Genomic DNA, 17,136 nt, shown 5'->3' with positions numbered 1-17,136 from the left:
GGATAAGGAGAAAAGCCCGTGGCCATGAGCAGAGAAGAGCGTGAACGCGAAAACTGGCGCTACGAAAACGAGCCCCATATGAACGGGCTCACCCGCAGCCAGTTCGATGACCTGCCGGAAGAGCAGCGGGAGCGGCATTGCCAGATCATGATGCAGGTTCCGGCGACCGTCCTCGGTTACTGGAAGACCTGTGATCTGTCCGCCTGCCGCCGTGCCCGGCAATGCCGGGGTTTTCTGTCGCGGGCGCAGCGGGAATCGGGCCAGTATCACCGCTCCTATCCGCCCTGCGCCGGCCTTCGCGGGCGCCGCCAGCCGGAAATGCTGGCGGCTCTCGACCACTGTGACCATCTTTTCGATGCGAACCTGCGCCCCATGGCGGGCCCCTCCGGGGCACAGCGCAGTTTCGGTCGCAAGTCCGGTGCCTGAGCCTGTTCGCCCATGCTTCCGGCAAGTCGGCCGCTTTGGCTTGATCGGTAAGCGGTCAGATACCAATCAGCAGCCTTGCCGCCAGAGGCACGATCAGCGAGGTGGCAATCGCATTGAGCGCCATGGCAATGCCGGCAAACAGGCCGGCCGTAGCATGGACGTCATAGGCGCGGGCGGTGCCGATGCCGTGGGAGGTAAGGCCGACGGCAAAGCCGCGCGCGGCGTAATCGCGGATGCCCATGCGGTTCATCATAGGCGTGACGATGAGGGCGCCGATAATGCCGGTAAGGATCACCAGAACCGCCGTGAGCGAGGGATTGCCGCCGAGCGAGGAGGATATCGCCATGGCAACGCCGGCCGTTGCCGATTTCGGCAGGAAGGACAGCATCATCTCGCGCGGAAGCCCAACCAGCATGCCGAGCGCCACCACCGACAGCACCGCCGCAACGGAGCCGACGAGGAGGGCCACGGCGATCGGCATCAGCACGCGCTTCACCTCATCCCATTGCAGATAAAGCGGAATGGCGATGGCAACCGTTGCCGGTCCGAGCAGGAAATGCACGAACTGTGCGCCGGCGAAGAATTTTTCGTAAGGGATGTGAAATACCGTCATCACCGCCGAAAGCACGATGATCGAGGTCAGGACCGGGTTTGCCAGCGGATTGCGCTTCAGGCGGACCGAGAGTTCGGACATGGCAATCCAGGTGCAGACGGTGAGCGTCAGCCAGATCAGCGGCGAGGTGGAGAGATAGACCCAGAGATCGACAGGACTGCGCATCAGGCCCCCCATTTTCCATCAAAGAACCGGCGGGCGGCAATGAAGGTCCACACCGTCACGGCAAGGGTGACGGCCGCCGATACCACCAGAACCACGGCAATGGCCGGAAGCTGCGCTTCCAGAACGCCCCAGAGCGAGACGATGCCGACGCCGGCCGGCACGAACAGCAGGCCGAGATTGGACAGAAGCGCGCTGGCGGCCGTTTCCACCTGCGGAAACGGCGCTCGGCCCGCGCGGCGCCCCATGTGCAGGGCCACAAACAAAAGCACCAGGCCGATGACGGGTCCGGGAACCGGCAGCTTGGTGAGGAAGACGAGACTTTCGCCTAAGAGTTGGAAAAGAAGAAGGGCCGCAATGCCGCGTAGCATGGTGTTCTCCGGCGTGGTGAGTGGTCAAGGCTATCCCTACACCCGACAGAGGCATCGGGCCATGCCGCACGGCAAGCCCGGTGCAGCAGCGCTGCCACAGCTTCGTGAAGAGGAGGAGACAGGGCCGCTTGCCCCGCATGTTTTGCAGTTGCGGTTCGCCGCATGCCTGCGGTATTGGTGCATGCGGCATTTCTATATAAAAACAGTCGCATACAATTTATGCTCTGGCGAATTCGGGCCGAGGGGGAAAGTGTTGATGGTACGCAAGGGCGAGGCGCCGTCGCGCGCAGCCTTGGCTTTTAGCCGGCTTGCCGCGCGTGACAATCGCGTGGTGGAATTGCTGTCGCGGCTGCCGGCCTTCCGTTCCACAACGCAGCGCCCGACGCTCCGGCAGCAGGCGGTGGCCTATGTCATCTCGCTGATCATTGCCGCCGTCGCGGTCGCCTTGCGCTTCCTCGTGGATGACTATCTGCCGCCGGGCTTTCCCTACCTCACCTTTTTCCCGGCCGTCATCCTCACCGGTTTCTGTTTCGGCATTTACCCGGCGATCATGAACACGATCATCTGCGGGTTGGTGGCCTGGTACTGGTTCATCCCGCCGGCGCATTCGTTCAACCTGACCGTCCCGTCGGTCACCGCACTTGCGTTTTATTTCTTCGTCGTCGCGATCGACCTCGGCCTGCTGCAACTGCTGCTCGCCGCTTACGGATCGCAGGTGCGGGTGCGCGATGATCTGGCCTATAACCTGCAACTGCAGCAGCTGGTGTCGGAAGAGGTGGATCACCGGCTGAAGAACCTGCTCGCCACCACGAGCGGCCTGATCGCGCTGTCGCAGCGCCACGCTACCACACCGCAGCAACTGGGCACGCAACTGCGTCAGCGGGTGCAGGCCATGGGCCATTCGATCACGCTTCTGCGCGGCTCGCTGCATGGCGGCAGCGCCGATATGCGCGAGGCAATCCTTGCCGCGCTGGAACCGCTTGGCCTGTCGGAAGGCGACCGGCTGGTGTTTAGCGGACCAAGGCTGAACCTCAATGGCGCCACCATCATCTCGCTCAGCCTCATCATTCACGAGCTTGGCACCAATGCCTTGAAATACGGCGCTCTCTCGGAAGACACCGGTCAGATTGCCGTCTCCTGGGAGCGCCGTCCGGCCGAGGGCCAGGATGCCGCTGAACCCGGCGATCTGATCGATCTCGTCTGGCGCGAACAGAACGGTCCGCAGGTTGCCGCGCCCAGTCGCCAGGGTTTTGGGACGGACCTCGTGCGGCGCATGTCGGCAAGCCTTGGCGGCGGCTGCAGCCTCACTTATGCGCCATCCGGCCTTGTCGTGCATTTCGACATGCGGGCGCAAAATGTGCTGGCCTGAGGCGGGCTGGCCGAAGGGCCGGCGGGCTCTGCTACCGTCTGCGCCTGGGACCGCACAGAAAAATGGCGACACCGTTGCCGGTGCCGCCATGGGAGGGGAGAGTGTCGCGGTTGCGTTCGCTCAGGCCGTTTTTGCAACGCCTTTGGCTGTGAGCGAGGCCTTCGACGTAAGACCCTTGCTGCTGGAGGTCACGCCGACCTTGGCCGTCTGCGGTCCGCCTGCGCCACTGCCATCCAGCACCAGCCACTTGTCGCGCTCGCGCCACAGAGCCGGGATGGCGAGGAGGCCGATGCAGCTCACGGCGATCATCGTCTTGGTCAGCTGCGACAGCTCCGGCGTGCGGCCGTCGAAATAGTAGACCGCATAGACGATGCCGACATGCCAGACATAGACATAGAGGGAGTGTCGGCCGAGAAGCTGCAGGAATTTCAGCGACAGCACCCAGATGATGGCATTGGCAATACGGCGCACCCACTCCGACTTGTGCTTCGGACCGGCGATCACCATCCAGGTCAACAGGGTGGCGGCGGCCACGAAGTTGATGAGGTAGACCGGGCCGAAATCGGCACGGATTTCCATCGTGGCGAATTTTCCGGCCAGTTCCGCCGGCATCATGCCGTGGGCCGTCAGGATGCGCAGCGGCAGGAAGAAGCCGCAGATCAGCACGCAGATCGTCGGGATGAAGCTGTTTTCCGGCGAAAATATCTTGCCCCAGTTGATGCGGTTGAGCGAGGTCAGCGCGCCCAGCACTAGGCCGGAATAGAACACGATCTGCCAGCCGAGCAGGTTGAACGAGGCGCGGATGCCCTGGTCGTCCGGCCGCATGAAGATGCTGTTGATCGGATCGGTGACGATTTTCTGCAGGCCGAGCTGGCCGGCCATCCACAGGATCAGCGAGCCCGCCATGACATGCGCCCACTTGCCGTCGATCACCAGTTTGACGAGGATCGGCGCAAACAGCATGTAGATGATGTATTGCGGCAGGATGTCCATGAAGGTCGGCTGGAAGACGAAGCCGGCAATGGCGGCCAGACGCCAGGGATCGTCAAAGGTCGTGTAGCCCAGCCAGTTGTACCAGATGTAATAGGCGCCGGGCAGCACCATCTGGGCGGCAAGCACGCAGATCACGATGCCCATGGCATAGCGGTACAGTTCGAAGGCGCGCGAATAGATCGCCTGGCGCCCGGCGGCATAGCCGTTTTTGGCCATCTTGCGCACATAGACCATGCCGATCAGCAGGCCGGACAGAAAGACGAAGCCCTGGGCGTCTTCCACGAAGGCCAGCTGGTTGTGGTTGATGTTCACCAGCCAGTAGCCACCGGCAAAGATCAGGTGGTTGATCAACATGAAAACGAGGAAGTAACCCCGCATACCGTCTATAAGGTCATAGCGTTTCATCGGTCGCGTCTCCGTCTCGTAGCGTCCGAAGGCTCGCGCCGGTCGGTCCGTGATGCCTCTACGGGCAGGAAGTTTGGCCATTTAACGCGGCTTAAGCGGGGCGGTTCCCGCAGCGCAACACTTGTTGTAGCGAAGCGATTGTCACAATTGCGGCATTAACCGCAAATCGATGCCGGGGGAAGCCAAATCCGGAAAGGCGGCGCGTCTATTCGGCAGCCGCGCGGCGAATGGCGGCGGCCTGGGTGATGTAGGCGCGAAGGGCTGCCGGCTTTACCGGCTTGTGCTGCAGGCCAAGGCCGTATTGATCCGCCTGCATGCGCACTTCCTGGCTGCGGTCGGCGGTGAGCAGCAGGCCGGGCAGGGCAGTACCCGTGTGTGCCCGAAGCTTCAGGATCGCCTCGATGCCGGTGCCGTCATCCAGATGATAATCGGCAATCACCACGTCCGGACTGGCCGTGTCCTGTTCCAGGAGGCGATCGATGGCGGCAAGCGACCCGGCGGTGGAAACGGTGCATCCCCAGCCGCTCAGCAGCAGCGTCATGCCCTCGACGATCTTCGGCTCGTTGTCGATGCACAGGACCCTCAGCCCCGACAGCGGTTGCGGCAGCGGCTGGGGACCCTCCGAAACGGCAAGGCTTCGCGGGCGGCCGAGATCGCGCGGCACCCGCACCCGGAAAATCGTGCCCCGCCCGGGCGTCGAGGCAAGCTCTACGGGATGCGACAGGACGCGTGAGATGCGGTCGACGATGGAGAGCCCAAGGCCCAGGCCGGCGGCCGTGCGCGCACCTTCATCGAGGCGGGCAAACTCCTTGAACACCGTCTTGAACTTGGAGGAGGGGATGCCGATGCCGGAATCGACCACCTCAATCACCACCTCGCGCCCACGCCGGCGCACGCCCACCAGGACCTTGCCGCTCAGGGTGTATTTGATGGCGTTGGAGACGAGGTTCTGAACGAGCCGGCGCAACAGATTGGGGTCGGTGCGCACGCTGAGCGAGGTTGGCATGACGCGGAATTTCAGCCGTTTCTCGCGGGCAATCGGCGCAAAATCGGTCTCGATGCGCCGCATCAGGTCATCGAGCGGCACGGAGGTGACGCGCGGCTTCATGGCGCCGGTATCGAGCCGCGAGATATCGAGCACCGCGCCCAGGATGCTCTCGACCGATTCCAGCGCCGAATCGATATTGCGGACAAGCGCGCTGTTGTCCGACTGGCCAAGCCGCTCGACAAGCGAGGAGGAATAAAGGCGCGCCGCATTCAGCGGCTGCAGGATATCGTGACCGGCGGCGGCGAAGAAGCGCGTCTTGCCGAGGTTCGCCTCCTCGGCGGCTGCGCGCGCTTCGGCCAGTTCCCGGTTGACGCGCGTCAGTTCGGCGGTGCGCTCCTCCACCCGCTGTTCCAGGGTCTCGTTGGCTTGCCTCAGCGCCTGGGCGGCGGCAACGCGGTCGGTCATGTCGGTAAAGGTCGCCACGATGCCGTCATCGGGCATGGCGTTGGAGCGCACTTCGATGATGCGCTCGCCGCCGCGCAGCGCCAGAGAGAAGGGTGTGTCGAGCGCCTTGATGCGCCCCATCACAGTGACCCCTTGCTCTGCCGAGATATCGGCCCGGTCGGTGAGGATGCCGACGATATCGCCAAGCGGATAGCCGACCTGGCCGACCTGTTCGGGCAGGTCGAGCAGCGTGCGGAAGCGTCGGTTCCAGATCGCCAGCCGGTCGGAACTGTCGAACACGGCCACGCCCTGGTCCATCTGCGAGAGCGCCGTCTGCAGCATGTCCTGATTGTATTGCAGCGCTTCGCTTGCCTGATCGAGCAGCCAGGCGGTGTCGGCGCTTGTATCCTCCGCCTTTTGCAGGATCAGCGACAGCACGAGCCGTGCCGACGAGGAGCCGATGGCGCTGCCGAGCAATTGTTCGGAAAAATGGATGAAGGCCATGTCGGCGGCCTCCTTGTCGGCAATGCGGCGGCCTGCGGTGCGCTCGTAATGGGCAAAGGAGCGCAGCATGCGCTCCTCGCCGAGATAGCGGGCGATTGCCGCCTTGAGGTCGCCGACGCTGACGCGGGTCTTCCAGCCGCGCGTGGCAAATTGCGAACGCAGGTGGCGCTTAACGAAAATGCCCGCCTGGATGCGCTCCATGGGGCGCGGGTTTCGTGACAAGGAGCCGATGACGAAGGCCGCGCTGTTGGCAATGAGGCTGAGCAGGACGGCATTGACCAGCGGATCGGCGCCGGGGCCGGAAAACAGCGTCGTGCCGGGCACGAGGAAATCGAGAACCGTAGCGGCAAGGGCCGAATTGTCCGGCCCGCCGAGACTGGGCACGAACAGCAGATAGGCCCAGGCAATGAAGCCCAGGCACATGCCGACAATGGCGCCACGCGCATTGGCGCGCCGCCAGAACAGGCCGCCGAACAGCGCCGGCGCCATCTGCGCAATGGCGGCAAAGGCCAGAAGCCCAATCGAGGCAAGGCCGGTATCGGCATCGGCTGCGCGGTAATAGCCATAGCCCAGCATAAGCACCACAAGGATCGCCGTGCGGCGGATGCGCAGCAGGTGTTTTGCAAAATCCGCCCGCTGGCCGCTGGAGGTCATCAGCTTGCGGCGCAGGAAAATCGGCATGACGATATCGTTCGATATCATGATGGAGAGCGCAACCGAGGCGACGATGACCATGGCGGTGGCGGCCGAAAAACCGCCGATGAAGGCAATCAGCGTGACGAAGGCCATTTCCTGTGACAGCGGCAGTTGCAGAACGTAAAGATCGGCATTGCCGGTGCCGCCGAATTCGATGAGCCCGCCAATGGCAACCGGCACCACGAAGAGATTGATCGCCACGAGGTAGAGCGGCAAAAGCCAGCCGGCCATTTTCAGTTCGGCCGCGGTGCGATTTTCCACCACCGTCACATGGAACTGGCGCGGCAGCATCAGGATGGCAAAGCCCGACAGGCCGATCAGCATAAGCCAGCGCGCAAGCGGTGTCCGATAGGCAAGCGAGGCATCCACCAGCGAATTTTCGGAGGCTTTTGCCCAAAGGTCCTGCGGACCGTCGAAAATCAGGAAGATCACCGACAGCCCGATGGTGCAGAAGGCGACGAGCTTGACCACCGATTCCATGGCGACGGCAAGAATCAGTCCATCCTGGTGTTCGGTCGCATCGGTGTGGCGTGTGCCGAACATCACGGCGAAACACGCCATCAGCAGCGTCACGATGAGAGCAAGGTCAAGGAAATAGAGATTGCCGCTGCCGATCCCGTACTGGCCGGGATCCACGATCGCGGCAACCGAATCGGAGACTGCGCGCAGTTGCAGCGCGATATAGGGAATGGCGCCGACCAGCGAGATGACCGCGACAATGAGGGCAACGGTGGAGTTTTTGCCGTAGCGGGCGGCAATGAAATCGGCGACCGAGGTGAGCTTTTCAGCCTTTGCCAGCTCCACGATGCGCCGGATCAGCGGCATGCCAAGGGTAAATGCCAGGATGGGGCCGATATAGATGCCGGTGAATTCCAGTCCGCGTTCCGAGGCGAGGCCGACGCCGCCGAAATAGGTCCAGGACGTGCAGTAGACGGCAAGGCTCAGCGCATAGACGACCGGACGGCCTTTTTTCGGCACGCCGAGCCGCCTGCTCCTGCGGTCGCCGTAGCTGGCGACGGCAAACAGCAGCAGGATATAGGCGCAGGCCGACAGCAAAATCACCCAGCCAGGCAGCATGACCCCTCCCACACGGCCAACCGGGGGCGATTGGCCCTTTCCAATCTACGCCAAAGCGGGCGGCTTGGAAATCAAGCTGTGCCTTGGCAAAAAGTCGAAGGGCGACAAGAAACGGGACCGTTGGACACGGTCGTTCCAGCTGCACCTTTCCCGCGGCAATCCGTGCAATATATTCACCCGCATCCAACAAAAGTGACAGCGAAAGGGCAGCCATGTCGATGATCTCAGAATTCCGTTCCTTCATAGCCAAGGGCAATGTCGTCGATCTGGCGGTCGGTATCATCATCGGGGGTGCCTTTACCGGCATCGTCAATTCGCTGGTCAACGACGTGGTGATGCCGGTCGTCAGCGTCGTGGTCGGCGGCATCGATTTTTCCAACTATTTCCTGCCGCTCAACTCCTCCATCACGGCGGCAACGCTTGAGGCGGCAAAGCAGCAGGGCGCCGTCTTCGCCTATGGCAAGTTCCTGACCGTGCTGATCAATTTCCTCATCCTGGCCTGGATCATCTTCCTCATGGTGAAGGCGGTGAACCGCATCCGCATCCATGACGAAAAGACGCCGCCGCAAGCCGCACCCGCCCCGCCGCCGGCCGATGTTCAGTTGCTGACCGAGATCCGTGATCTTTTGAAGACGCGCTGACCCGCACGCCACCCATCACCAGATTCGATCAGGGTCTCACCGAAACTCATGGGATTTCGGCGAGAGCCTGCGCTATGACGGAAAGAGATGGAGACCTTGTGCATGAAACAGATGGAAAGCCTGAGCGCGCGTGCGCTTGCCGCCCCCCAGAGCGGTATTGTCGAACTGGTCAACTATGCCCGCGGCCGCCAGGGCCTCATTCCGCTCTGGGCCGGCGAGGGCGACCTGCCGAGCCCGGCCTTCATCAACCAGGCGACCAAAGATTCGCTGGATGCCGGCGAGACCTTTTACACCTGGCAGCGCGGCCTGCCGGAACTACGCCAGGCGCTGTCGCGCTACTATGAGCGGCACTTTTCCGTTTCGCTGCCGTTGGAGCATTTTTTTGCGACAAGCTCCGGCATGCATGCGATCAACCTGTGTGTCCAGGCACTGACGGCGCCGGGAGACGAGATCATCTATCTGACGCCGAGCTGGCCCAATATCGTGGCAGCCGTCGGCATTGCCGGCGCAAAGCCGGTGCCGGTGCCGGTTGATTTCGTCGGCGGCGGCTGGTCGCTCGATATCGGCAAGCTGGAGGCGGCGATCACGTCTCGCACGCGGGCGCTGTTCATCAACACGCCGTCGAACCCGACCGGCTGGACCGCGACCGAGGACGACCTGAAGGCCATCCTGTCGCTCGCCCGCCGCCATGGCCTGTGGATCATCGCCGACGAGATCTATGCGCTTTACTATTACAATGGCCCGCGCGCACCCTCCTTCCTGGATGTGCAGACGCCGGACGACCTGATCCTCTATGCCAATTCGTTTTCCAAGAACTGGTCGATGACCGGCTGGCGTGTCGGCTGGATCGTGGCGCCGCCGGCGATCGGCCAGGTGCTGGAAAACCTCATCCAGTATTCCAGTTCGGGCCTCACCCCCTTCATGCAGCGCGGGGCGATCGCAGCGCTCGATCACGGCGATGATTTCCTGCGCTCCAATATCGAGCGGGCCCGCACCTCGCGCGATATCCTCTGCGACACGCTGATTGCCACCAACCGCGTGCAGACGCTGAAGCCGGACGGCGCGCTCTATGCCTTCCTGAAGGTCGACGGCATCGAGGATCCGCGTGCCGCCGCCTTCGACATCGTCGACAAGACGCTGGTGGGCTTGGCACCCGGAACCGCCTTCGGGCCGGGCGGCGGCGCCTTCCTGCGCGCCTGCTTCCTGCGGGATCCCGCCCAGGTGAAAGATGCCGCCGGGCGGCTGGCGGAGTATATCCTCAAACTCTGAGGCGTGATTCCGGCCTTTGGGTAAAACTTTAGAGGTTTCGAAAATATCCTGTTTTCTCTATGAGAAACAATGACCTGGCAGATCCCTGCCGGGTAAGTGTTGATGAACTCTGCCGTGGTTCGATGCGCCGATTGAGCAAGGCAGGAGCATCGAACCATGACAGTTCTCGTAACAGGCGGCGCAGGCTATATCGGAAGCCATATGGTGCTGGCCCTTCTGGAGACCGGCGAAGAGGTGGTTGTGCTCGACCGGCTGTCCACCGGCTTCCGCTGGGCGGTGCCGGACAAGGCGCGGTTCTATCTCGGCGATGTCGCAGACCGCAGCGTGCTGGACCGCATCTTTTCGGAAAACCCCATCAACGCCATCCTGCATTTTGCCGGCTCCATCATCGTGCCGCAATCGGTGGCGCATCCCCTCGATTATTACGACAACAATACCGCAAAGACCGGCCAGCTCGCGGCGGCCGCCATTGCGGCGGGCATCCAGCATTTCGTATTTTCCTCGACGGCTGCCGTCTATGGCGACCAGCCGGATGATGCGCCGGTCAAGGAAACGGCCCCGACACGGCCGAAGAACCCCTATGGCCAGTCCAAGCTGATGGCCGAGATGATGCTGCGCGATGCCAGCGCCGCCCATCCGTTTCGCTACGTGGCGTTGCGTTACTTCAACGTGGCGGGTGCCGACCCGCAGGGACGCACCGGGCTTTCCACGGAAGGCGCAACGCATCTCATCAAGATTGCCTGCGAGGCAGCGCTTGGAAGGCGCCGCTCGGTCGAGGTTTTCGGCACCGATTATCCGACGCCGGATGGAACCGGTATTCGCGACTATATCCATGTGAGCGATCTCGTTGCCGCACATCTGAAGGCGCTTGGCCATCTGCGCGCGGGCGGGGCGTCGCTCACGGCCAACTGCGGCTATGGCCGGGGCTATTCGGTGCTGGAGGTGCTGTCGGCCGTCAAACGGGCGGCAACGCATGAATTTAAGGTGCATTACGGCCCGCGCCGGGCTGGCGATGCGGGAGCGGTGATTGCCGATTCCACGCTTGCCCGCACGCTGCTCGGCTGGACGCCGGCCCATGACGACCTCGACCACATCATCACGACCGCCCTTGCCTGGGAGCGCGGCCTTGATGCACCGGCCCATGCCGATGTGCAGGTCATGCGCCGGCGACTGGCTGCCAGTTTCTGAAGGACGCACGATCTGGACGATGAAAACGACAAGGGCGCCGGAGAAAGATCCGGCGCCCTTGTCGTTTGAGAAGAGAAGATATCGCGGCCGAATGGCTCAGGCCACCATGCCCCAGTCGTCTGCGTCGTCGGCTGCAAACATGCGTTCCAGGTTGAGGAAGCAGATCATGCCGCTGTCATGGGCGATGATGCCATCGGAAAAGGCGGAGCTGGAGCCCGCGGCCATCGGCACCGGCTGCAGGCGACTTGCCGGAACGGTCATGATGTCGGACACACGATCGACCAGCATGCCGATCGTCATTCCCTTGATGTCGGTGACGACGATGGCGCTGCGCTCGTTGACCTCGGTATTGTCCATGCCGAGCTTGACGGCGAGATCAACGATCGGGATTACCGTGCCGCGCAGGTTCATCACGCCGATGACTTCGTAAGGTGCATGCGGCAGCGGCGTCACCGGCGCCCAGCCACGGATTTCCCGGATCGAGGTGGTGCGCACGCAAAATTCCTGCGCATGCAGCCGGAAGGCGATGATCTCGAGGAGTTCGTCACTGGTCGTCTGTTGCACGTTCATTGAGATAGGTCTCCCAGCTGGGGTTGCGGTGCGTCGATCGATTGCCTGACAGAATAAGGGCTAGACCATGCGCCGAACTGGATCTGTGCCGGCACCGCCGCGCGCAGATCGTTCCAGGCGTCTTCGGGATCAAATCTCTAAGGGCCGCGCTATCATGTCGCCGCCATTCTGATGCCATGCCATCGATGCCACTCGATCAGCACAGGATAATTCCTGTTTGCTAATGAAGTGTTGAGCAAGAGGCGCAATTTGTGGGTAACCAACTAACGGGAACCGGCGGCGCAAAAAAGATCGCACAGCTGTGCAAATATATCGAACTGTCATGGAATGATCATCCAGCTGTCATGTGGGCTTTCTAGGGTCGCTCTGTCATTGGCGCCGGCCCAGAGGGGGCCGCGCCGGTCCTTTCGGAGACAGACCCATGAACAGACGCGAATTTCTGGCGGCCGGCTCGGCTGTTGCAGCCCTTCCGGCGCTCAATTCGATCGCCCTTGCCGCCGACACGACGATCAACGTCTTCAGCGGTTCCGACAACAACATCATCGATTTCTGGAACAACATCGTCCGCCCTGCTTTCGAGAAGGCCCATCCGGGCCTGAAGCTGAAGGTGATCGATGCCGGCGACGACAACGGCCTTCGCGCCATCGCCGACCGGGCGCTCGCTGCGCTGAAATCGAAAACGGATCCGCAGGCGGACGTGTTCGAAAGCTTTGACGCCCGTCTGCCGGCCGGTGGCATCGATGCCGGTCTGTGGGTCACCTTCTCGGCCGACAACGTGCCGAATTTCGGCAAGATCAATCCGCGCGCCATGGATATCCCGCAGCGTCTGCCCTATCGCGGCTCGCAGGTTCTGCTGGCCTATGACAAGAGCAAGCTCGACCCGAAGGATGCGCCAAAGACCTTCGAACAGCTGATCGCCTGGATCAAGAAGAACCCCGGCCAGTTCATTTACAACCGTCCTGACAAGGGCGGCTCCGGCGGCAATTTCGTGCGCCGCGCCATCCATGAGGTGAACGGCCGCGATCCTTCGAAATTCACCGTGGCCAATTTCTCCGCCGACTATGCGGAAAAGTCGCTGACGCCGGCCTGGGCGCTGCTGAAGGATCTCGCACCCTCGCTTTACGAAAAGGGCGCCTATACTTCGGGCAACACGCAGTCCATCCAGCTTCTGTCGCAGGGCGTCGTCACCATGGTTCCGGTCTGGTCCGACCAGGTGCTGCAGGCGATGGCCCAGGGCGTGCTGCCGGAGACCACCGGTCTCGTGCAGCTGACGGATCTGGCGCTGTGCGGCGATTTCTCGCGCATGACCATTTTTACCAATGGCGCCAATAAGGATGCGGGCCTGAAGCTTGCCAATTTCCTGCTGTCGTCGGAAATGCAGTCGGCCATCATCACCGAAATCGGCGGTTTCCCGGGCGTCAGCTGGGACAATATTTCGGCGGACCTGCGCGAGAAATACAAGGACGTCGTGCCCAATTCCATCCCGACCTTCCCGGGCGGCGACTGGAACTCGGCGGTCAACGACGGCTGGTATCGCAATGTCGCAACGGGCCTTGTCCGCGGCTGATCATGGCGCAGACGGCACCACACGCCGCCCATGGCGGATCGCAGCCGGCACAAGGGAGGGGGCTTTTCGGCCTTCTCCTCGTTGCCATTCCCGTCCTGCTCGTCGGCTGGCTGATCATCTACCCGATCCTGGCCGCCATTGTCTCGACGCTCTGGATCGAGACACCGCAGGGAACGAGTTTCAGCACCGGCTCCTACCGGTTTTTCTTTTCCGATGGCTACAGCCTTGCCAATCTGTCGCTGACGCTCTGGACGACGGCCGTCTGCGCCGTGCTGCTTCTGGTGTTCGGCCTGCCGATTGCACTCTACCTGCGCTTTTCCACCAGCCGCTTTGCCGCCTATGTGCAGGGGCTGGCGATCTTTCCGATGTTCGTGCCCTCGATCATCCTTTCCTATGCGCTGATCCGCACGATCGGCCCGAACGGCACTGTGGATCTTCTGCTGAATGCCGTTGGCCTGCCGAAACTGCCAAGCCCGTACCTTACTCCCTGGGGGCCGGTGATCGGGCTTGTGTGGGATAATCTTCCGCTGACGGTGCTGATGCTGACGGCAGGGCTTGGCGGCATTTCGACGAGCGCCGTGGAGGCCGCCCGCGATGTCGGTGCCGGGCCCATCCGCGTCTTTGTCCACATCATCCTGCCGCGCATGGGCAATTCCATCCTCGTCACCGTGTCCTTCGCGGTGCTCGGCATCTTTTCCGCCTTCACGCTGCCTTATGTGCTGGGCCCCGCCTCGCCGGAGATGATGGGCCCCTTCATGCTGCGCACCTTCAACGATCTCTATGATCCGCTGAACGCCAAGACGCAGGCCGTCGTTTCCTTCGGCATCTGCCTCGTCTTCGGCCTGTTCTATGTCTGGTCGATCGCCCGCAACCAGGAAAGGCGCAGCCGATGACCAGCCGTTCCGCTCTGAGCGCCCTCCGGCCGGGCCGGTTCGACTGGACGGGGCTGTTTTTCGCCCTTTTCCTCACTATCGTGATTGCCGTGCCGCTGCTGGTCGTCGTCACCTGGGCCTTTACCGAGGTCTGGCGCTATCCTTCGGTCATTCCGCAACAGTTCGGCCTGCGCTTCTGGCATCAGACACTCTCGCGCGCCGATGTGTGGGAGGCGTTGTGGATCAGCATCCGGCTCTCAGCCACCGTCACGCTGCTCTCGGCCGTGATCTGCCTGCCGGCGGCCTATGCCTTCGCGCGCATGAAATTTCCGGGCCGCGACATCTTTTTCCTGTCGTTTCTCGCCTCGCATGCCTTTCCGAAATTCGGCCTTCTGGTGGCGATTGCCGCGATCTTCCTGAAGCTCAATCTCATCGCCACCTTCTGGGGTGTCGTGCTGATCCAGCTGGTCGGCACGCTGATGCTGATGATCTGGATCCCGGTTGCGGCCTTCCAGGCGGTGGACCGGCGCATGGAAGAGGCGGCGCGCGATGTCGGCGCAAGCCCGCTTCGCGTGTTCTGGTCGATCACGCTGCCGCAGGCGGGCCCGACCATCTTTGCCGCCGTGCTTTTGACCTTCGTCTCCACCTTTTACGAAACCGAAGGCGCCTGGCTGATCGGCGCGCCGCAGATTCGCACCATGCCGGTGCTGATGATCAGCTACATCAACAACCAGATCGTCGTGCAGTATGGCGCGGTGCTGTCGGTCATCCTCTGGGTGCCCTCCTTCATCGCCCTGATGTTTGCCCGCCGCGTGGTGAGCAATGGCGGCTTCGCCAAGGGTTTTGGCGCTTAAGCGCGCGACAGATACGGAAAGAGAGACACATGGCCAGATTGACCATCGAGCACCTGCGCAAGAGCTTTGGAGTGACCGCCGCCGTCGACGATTTTTCCCTGACGGTGGAGGATGGAGAGCTCGTATGCCTGCTTGGTCCTTCGGGATCGGGAAAGTCCACCATCCTGCGCATGATCGGCGGCTTCGAGCAGCCGACCTCCGGCACCCTTGCCATCGACGGACAGGACGTGACGCGGCTGCCGCCGGAACGGCGCCCGACCGGCATGATGTTCCAGAGCCATGCGCTGTGGAGCCACATGAACGTCTTCAACAATATCGCCTTCGGGCTGAAACTTCGCCGCCTGCCGCGCGCTGAAATCCGCCGCAAGGTGGAGGAGGCGCTCGAACTGGTCGGCCTTGCCGGCTATGGCCCGCGCCAGACGTTTCAGCTCTCCGGCGGCCAGCAGCAGCGCGTGGCGCTTGCCCGCTCGCTGGTGCTGGCGCCAAAGATCCTGCTGCTCGACGAGCCCTTTGCAAGCCTTGACCAGCACCTGCGCGAACGGCTGCGCGAAGAGGTGCGCGAGATCCAGCAGCGGCTTGGCATCACCACGCTGTTTGTCACCCACGGCCAGGACGAGGCGCTTGCCATGGCGGACCGCATCGTGGTGCTGCGCAACGGCCAGTGCGAGCAGGTGGATGCGCCCGACGTGGTCTATCGCCAGCCGCAGACGGAATTTGTCGCGGGCTTCATCGGCTCCATGAACTTTTTGCGCGCCAATGTGGAGGGTGGCACGTTCCGCCACGGCGATCTCTCCATCGCGCTCGATGTCGCCGATGGTCCGGCCGTGCTTGCCATCCGCCCGGAGGATCTCGGCCTTGCGCAAGCAGAGGGCGAGACGGGGGCCATCGTGCTGCGCTCGACCGATTTCGGCAGCCATATCATGGTGGAGCTCGAGAGCGAGGGCGCCACGCGGGTGAAGGCGATGACGAGCCCCGCCACCCGCTTCGAGAAGGGCGCCCGCGCCAGACTGTCTCCGACCACCTATGGCGTCTACCGCGACAACCGGCTGATCGCCTCCGGTCGCCTGACTGCCTTGCCGGTCACGGGTCGGGCTCACCATGCGGTGGAAACGGCCTGAGCGTCTTTTTCGAGGGACGCGTTCCGACTGACAATCCGTCGTGCCCATCCAGATAAAGCAGCGCCCGCGCATCCTTCTCCGGATGCGCGGGCGTTTTACGTTTCGCAGGATCGTTCGGGTTCAGGCGGAAAAACCGTCCATCAGCCACGCATGCAGCGCGCCGTTGGAAGCCAGAATATCGCCATGGGCGCCGATGGGGGCACCGGTAAAGCCGGTCACACGCCCACCGGCCTCCTCGATCAGGAGCTTCGAGGCGCCGTAATCGTGCAGCGACAGGCCATCCTCGAAAAATCCGTCCAGACGGCCGCAGGCGACATAGGCGAGCGACAGGGCCGCCGAGCCCAGCCGGCGCACGCCGGACGTATGCGCCATCAGGCGCCGCAGCGCCGCGTGATAGGTCTCCTCGCCCGTGCTCTTCACCTGGCCGGGGATCGGCAGGCCGGCGCCGATCAGCGCATCCTCCGGGCGGACAAGCGGGCGGACCGACAGCCGCTCGCCGTTCAGATAGGCGCCGCGGCCGAGCTCTGCGCAGAACAGCTCGTTCTGCATGGCATCGAACACCACGCCGCAGGTCAGCACGCCGCCCTCGACGATGGCAATGGTCATGCCGAAATGCGGAATGCCCCAGGCATAATTGGTCGTGCCGTCGATCGGGTCGATGTAGATGCGCGGCGCACCTTCGCCCGCCTCATGATTGCCCACGGCCTCTTCACCGGTAATGGCATGATCGGGAAAGTATTCGCGCATGCGCCTGACGATGATGTTTTCGACCGCCACGTCGATCTCGGTCTGGTAATCACGCGCCGCCTTCGCCACCATTTCATCGGTATAGCGTCGCTTCAGGCTGCGGCGGGCAAGTTCCCCCGCTTCAAGAGCCGTTTGTGACAGAAGCGTCTGGCGTGCGGAGGCATTGTCGGGAAGGCGCGGGGAAAGATCGGGGGAAAGCATGGCATGTCTTTGCATGAGCGGGCACCAGAAAAGGTGGCCGGAGGGGCTGATGATAAGCCCC

At 62.8% G+C, this 17,136-nt stretch carries 15 protein-coding genes; 9 read left to right on the top strand and 6 right to left on the bottom strand.

The window, feature by feature from the left end; translation table 11 throughout:
- Positions 1-18 precede the first annotated feature (18 nt).
- Positions 19-426 (top strand): hypothetical protein, encoded by a 408-nt coding sequence (locus tag J2858_RS05130; RefSeq protein WP_210103628.1) that lies wholly within the window; start codon positions 19-21, stop codon positions 424-426.
- A gap of 55 nt (positions 427-481) precedes the next feature.
- Here the strand turns inward: J2858_RS05130 and J2858_RS05125 are convergent, their stop codons facing one another.
- Together J2858_RS05125 and J2858_RS05120 are read right to left on the bottom strand one after the other, a co-directional pair.
- Positions 482-1,204: an LrgB family protein gene (locus J2858_RS05125; RefSeq protein WP_210103627.1), complete on the bottom strand. Its 723-nt coding sequence runs from the start codon at positions 1,202-1,204 to the stop codon at positions 482-484.
- Positions 1,204-1,572, bottom strand: coding sequence for a CidA/LrgA family protein (locus J2858_RS05120; RefSeq protein WP_210103626.1), 369 nt, complete (start codon positions 1,570-1,572; stop codon positions 1,204-1,206). Before J2858_RS05120 ends, J2858_RS05125 begins: the two co-directional genes overlap by 1 nt.
- A 256-nt stretch (positions 1,573-1,828) precedes the next feature.
- On the opposite strand from J2858_RS05120, the gene J2858_RS05115 reads away from it, so the two are divergent.
- Positions 1,829-2,941 (top strand): sensor histidine kinase, encoded by a 1,113-nt coding sequence (locus J2858_RS05115; protein WP_210103625.1) that lies wholly within the window; start codon positions 1,829-1,831, stop codon positions 2,939-2,941.
- A gap of 120 nt (positions 2,942-3,061) precedes the next feature.
- Here J2858_RS05115 and J2858_RS05110 read toward each other — a convergent pair whose 3' ends face one another.
- Both J2858_RS05110 and J2858_RS05105 read right to left on the bottom strand, forming a co-directional pair.
- Complete coding sequence (locus tag J2858_RS05110) at positions 3,062-4,339, bottom strand: OpgC family protein (RefSeq protein WP_210103624.1); 1,278 nt, start codon at positions 4,337-4,339, stop codon at positions 3,062-3,064.
- A gap of 205 nt (positions 4,340-4,544) precedes the next feature.
- Entirely contained in the window at positions 4,545-8,048 is a 3,504-nt protein-coding gene (locus J2858_RS05105) for a PAS domain-containing hybrid sensor histidine kinase/response regulator (RefSeq protein ID WP_210103623.1), read from the bottom strand.
- 218 nt (positions 8,049-8,266) lie between these two features.
- On the opposite strand from J2858_RS05105, the gene mscL reads away from it, so the two are divergent.
- From mscL to galE, 3 genes are all read left to right on the top strand, one after another.
- Positions 8,267-8,689: a large conductance mechanosensitive channel protein MscL gene (mscL, locus tag J2858_RS05100; RefSeq protein WP_210104146.1), complete on the top strand. Its 423-nt coding sequence runs from the start codon at positions 8,267-8,269 to the stop codon at positions 8,687-8,689.
- A 102-nt stretch (positions 8,690-8,791) separates the two neighbouring features.
- The gene (locus tag J2858_RS05095) at positions 8,792-9,958 is read left to right on the top strand and encodes a pyridoxal phosphate-dependent aminotransferase (RefSeq protein ID WP_210103622.1); all 1,167 of its coding nucleotides are present in this window, start codon (positions 8,792-8,794) and stop codon (positions 9,956-9,958) included.
- 156 nt (positions 9,959-10,114) lie between these two features.
- Positions 10,115-11,146, top strand: a complete 1,032-nt coding sequence (galE, locus tag J2858_RS05090) for a UDP-glucose 4-epimerase GalE (protein ID WP_210103621.1) — start codon at positions 10,115-10,117, stop codon at positions 11,144-11,146.
- Positions 11,147-11,242: 96 nt separating this feature from the next.
- On the opposite strand, the gene J2858_RS05085 is transcribed toward galE, so the two are convergent.
- Positions 11,243-11,716 carry a chemotaxis protein CheW gene (locus J2858_RS05085; protein ID WP_210103620.1) on the bottom strand — a complete coding sequence of 158 codons (474 nt, stop codon included), beginning with the start codon at positions 11,714-11,716 and terminating at the stop codon, positions 11,243-11,245.
- A 421-nt stretch (positions 11,717-12,137) separates the two neighbouring features.
- Here J2858_RS05085 and J2858_RS05080 point away from each other — a divergent pair, with 421 nt between their 5' ends.
- Genes J2858_RS05080 through J2858_RS05065 form a run of 4 tightly spaced genes read left to right on the top strand, consistent with a single transcriptional unit; the run spans position 12,138 to position 16,127 of the window.
- On the top strand, positions 12,138-13,283 hold the full coding sequence (locus J2858_RS05080; protein WP_210103619.1) for an extracellular solute-binding protein: 1,146 nt from the start codon (positions 12,138-12,140) through the stop codon (positions 13,281-13,283).
- A complete protein-coding gene (locus J2858_RS05075) occupies positions 13,283-14,176 on the top strand; it encodes an ABC transporter permease (protein ID WP_432443274.1) in 894 nt (297 codons plus the stop codon). Before J2858_RS05080 ends, J2858_RS05075 begins: the two co-directional genes overlap by 1 nt.
- Positions 14,173-15,009, top strand: coding sequence for an ABC transporter permease (locus J2858_RS05070; RefSeq protein ID WP_210103617.1), 837 nt, complete (start codon positions 14,173-14,175; stop codon positions 15,007-15,009). Before J2858_RS05075 ends, J2858_RS05070 begins: the two co-directional genes overlap by 4 nt.
- Positions 15,010-15,038: 29 nt before the next feature.
- On the top strand, positions 15,039-16,127 hold the full coding sequence (locus J2858_RS05065; protein WP_210103616.1) for an ABC transporter ATP-binding protein: 1,089 nt from the start codon (positions 15,039-15,041) through the stop codon (positions 16,125-16,127).
- 120 nt (positions 16,128-16,247) lie between these two features.
- On the opposite strand, the gene J2858_RS05060 is transcribed toward J2858_RS05065, so the two are convergent.
- A complete protein-coding gene (locus J2858_RS05060; protein ID WP_210103615.1) occupies positions 16,248-17,075 on the bottom strand; it encodes an inositol monophosphatase family protein in 828 nt (275 codons plus the stop codon).
- Between the last annotated feature and the right edge of the window lie 61 nt (positions 17,076-17,136).

This window comes from Neorhizobium galegae, assembly GCF_017877135.1.
In the GTDB taxonomy this organism is placed as follows: domain Bacteria; phylum Pseudomonadota; class Alphaproteobacteria; order Rhizobiales; family Rhizobiaceae; genus Neorhizobium; species Neorhizobium galegae_A.
This window is presented reverse-complemented; position numbering and strand designations above follow the sequence as displayed.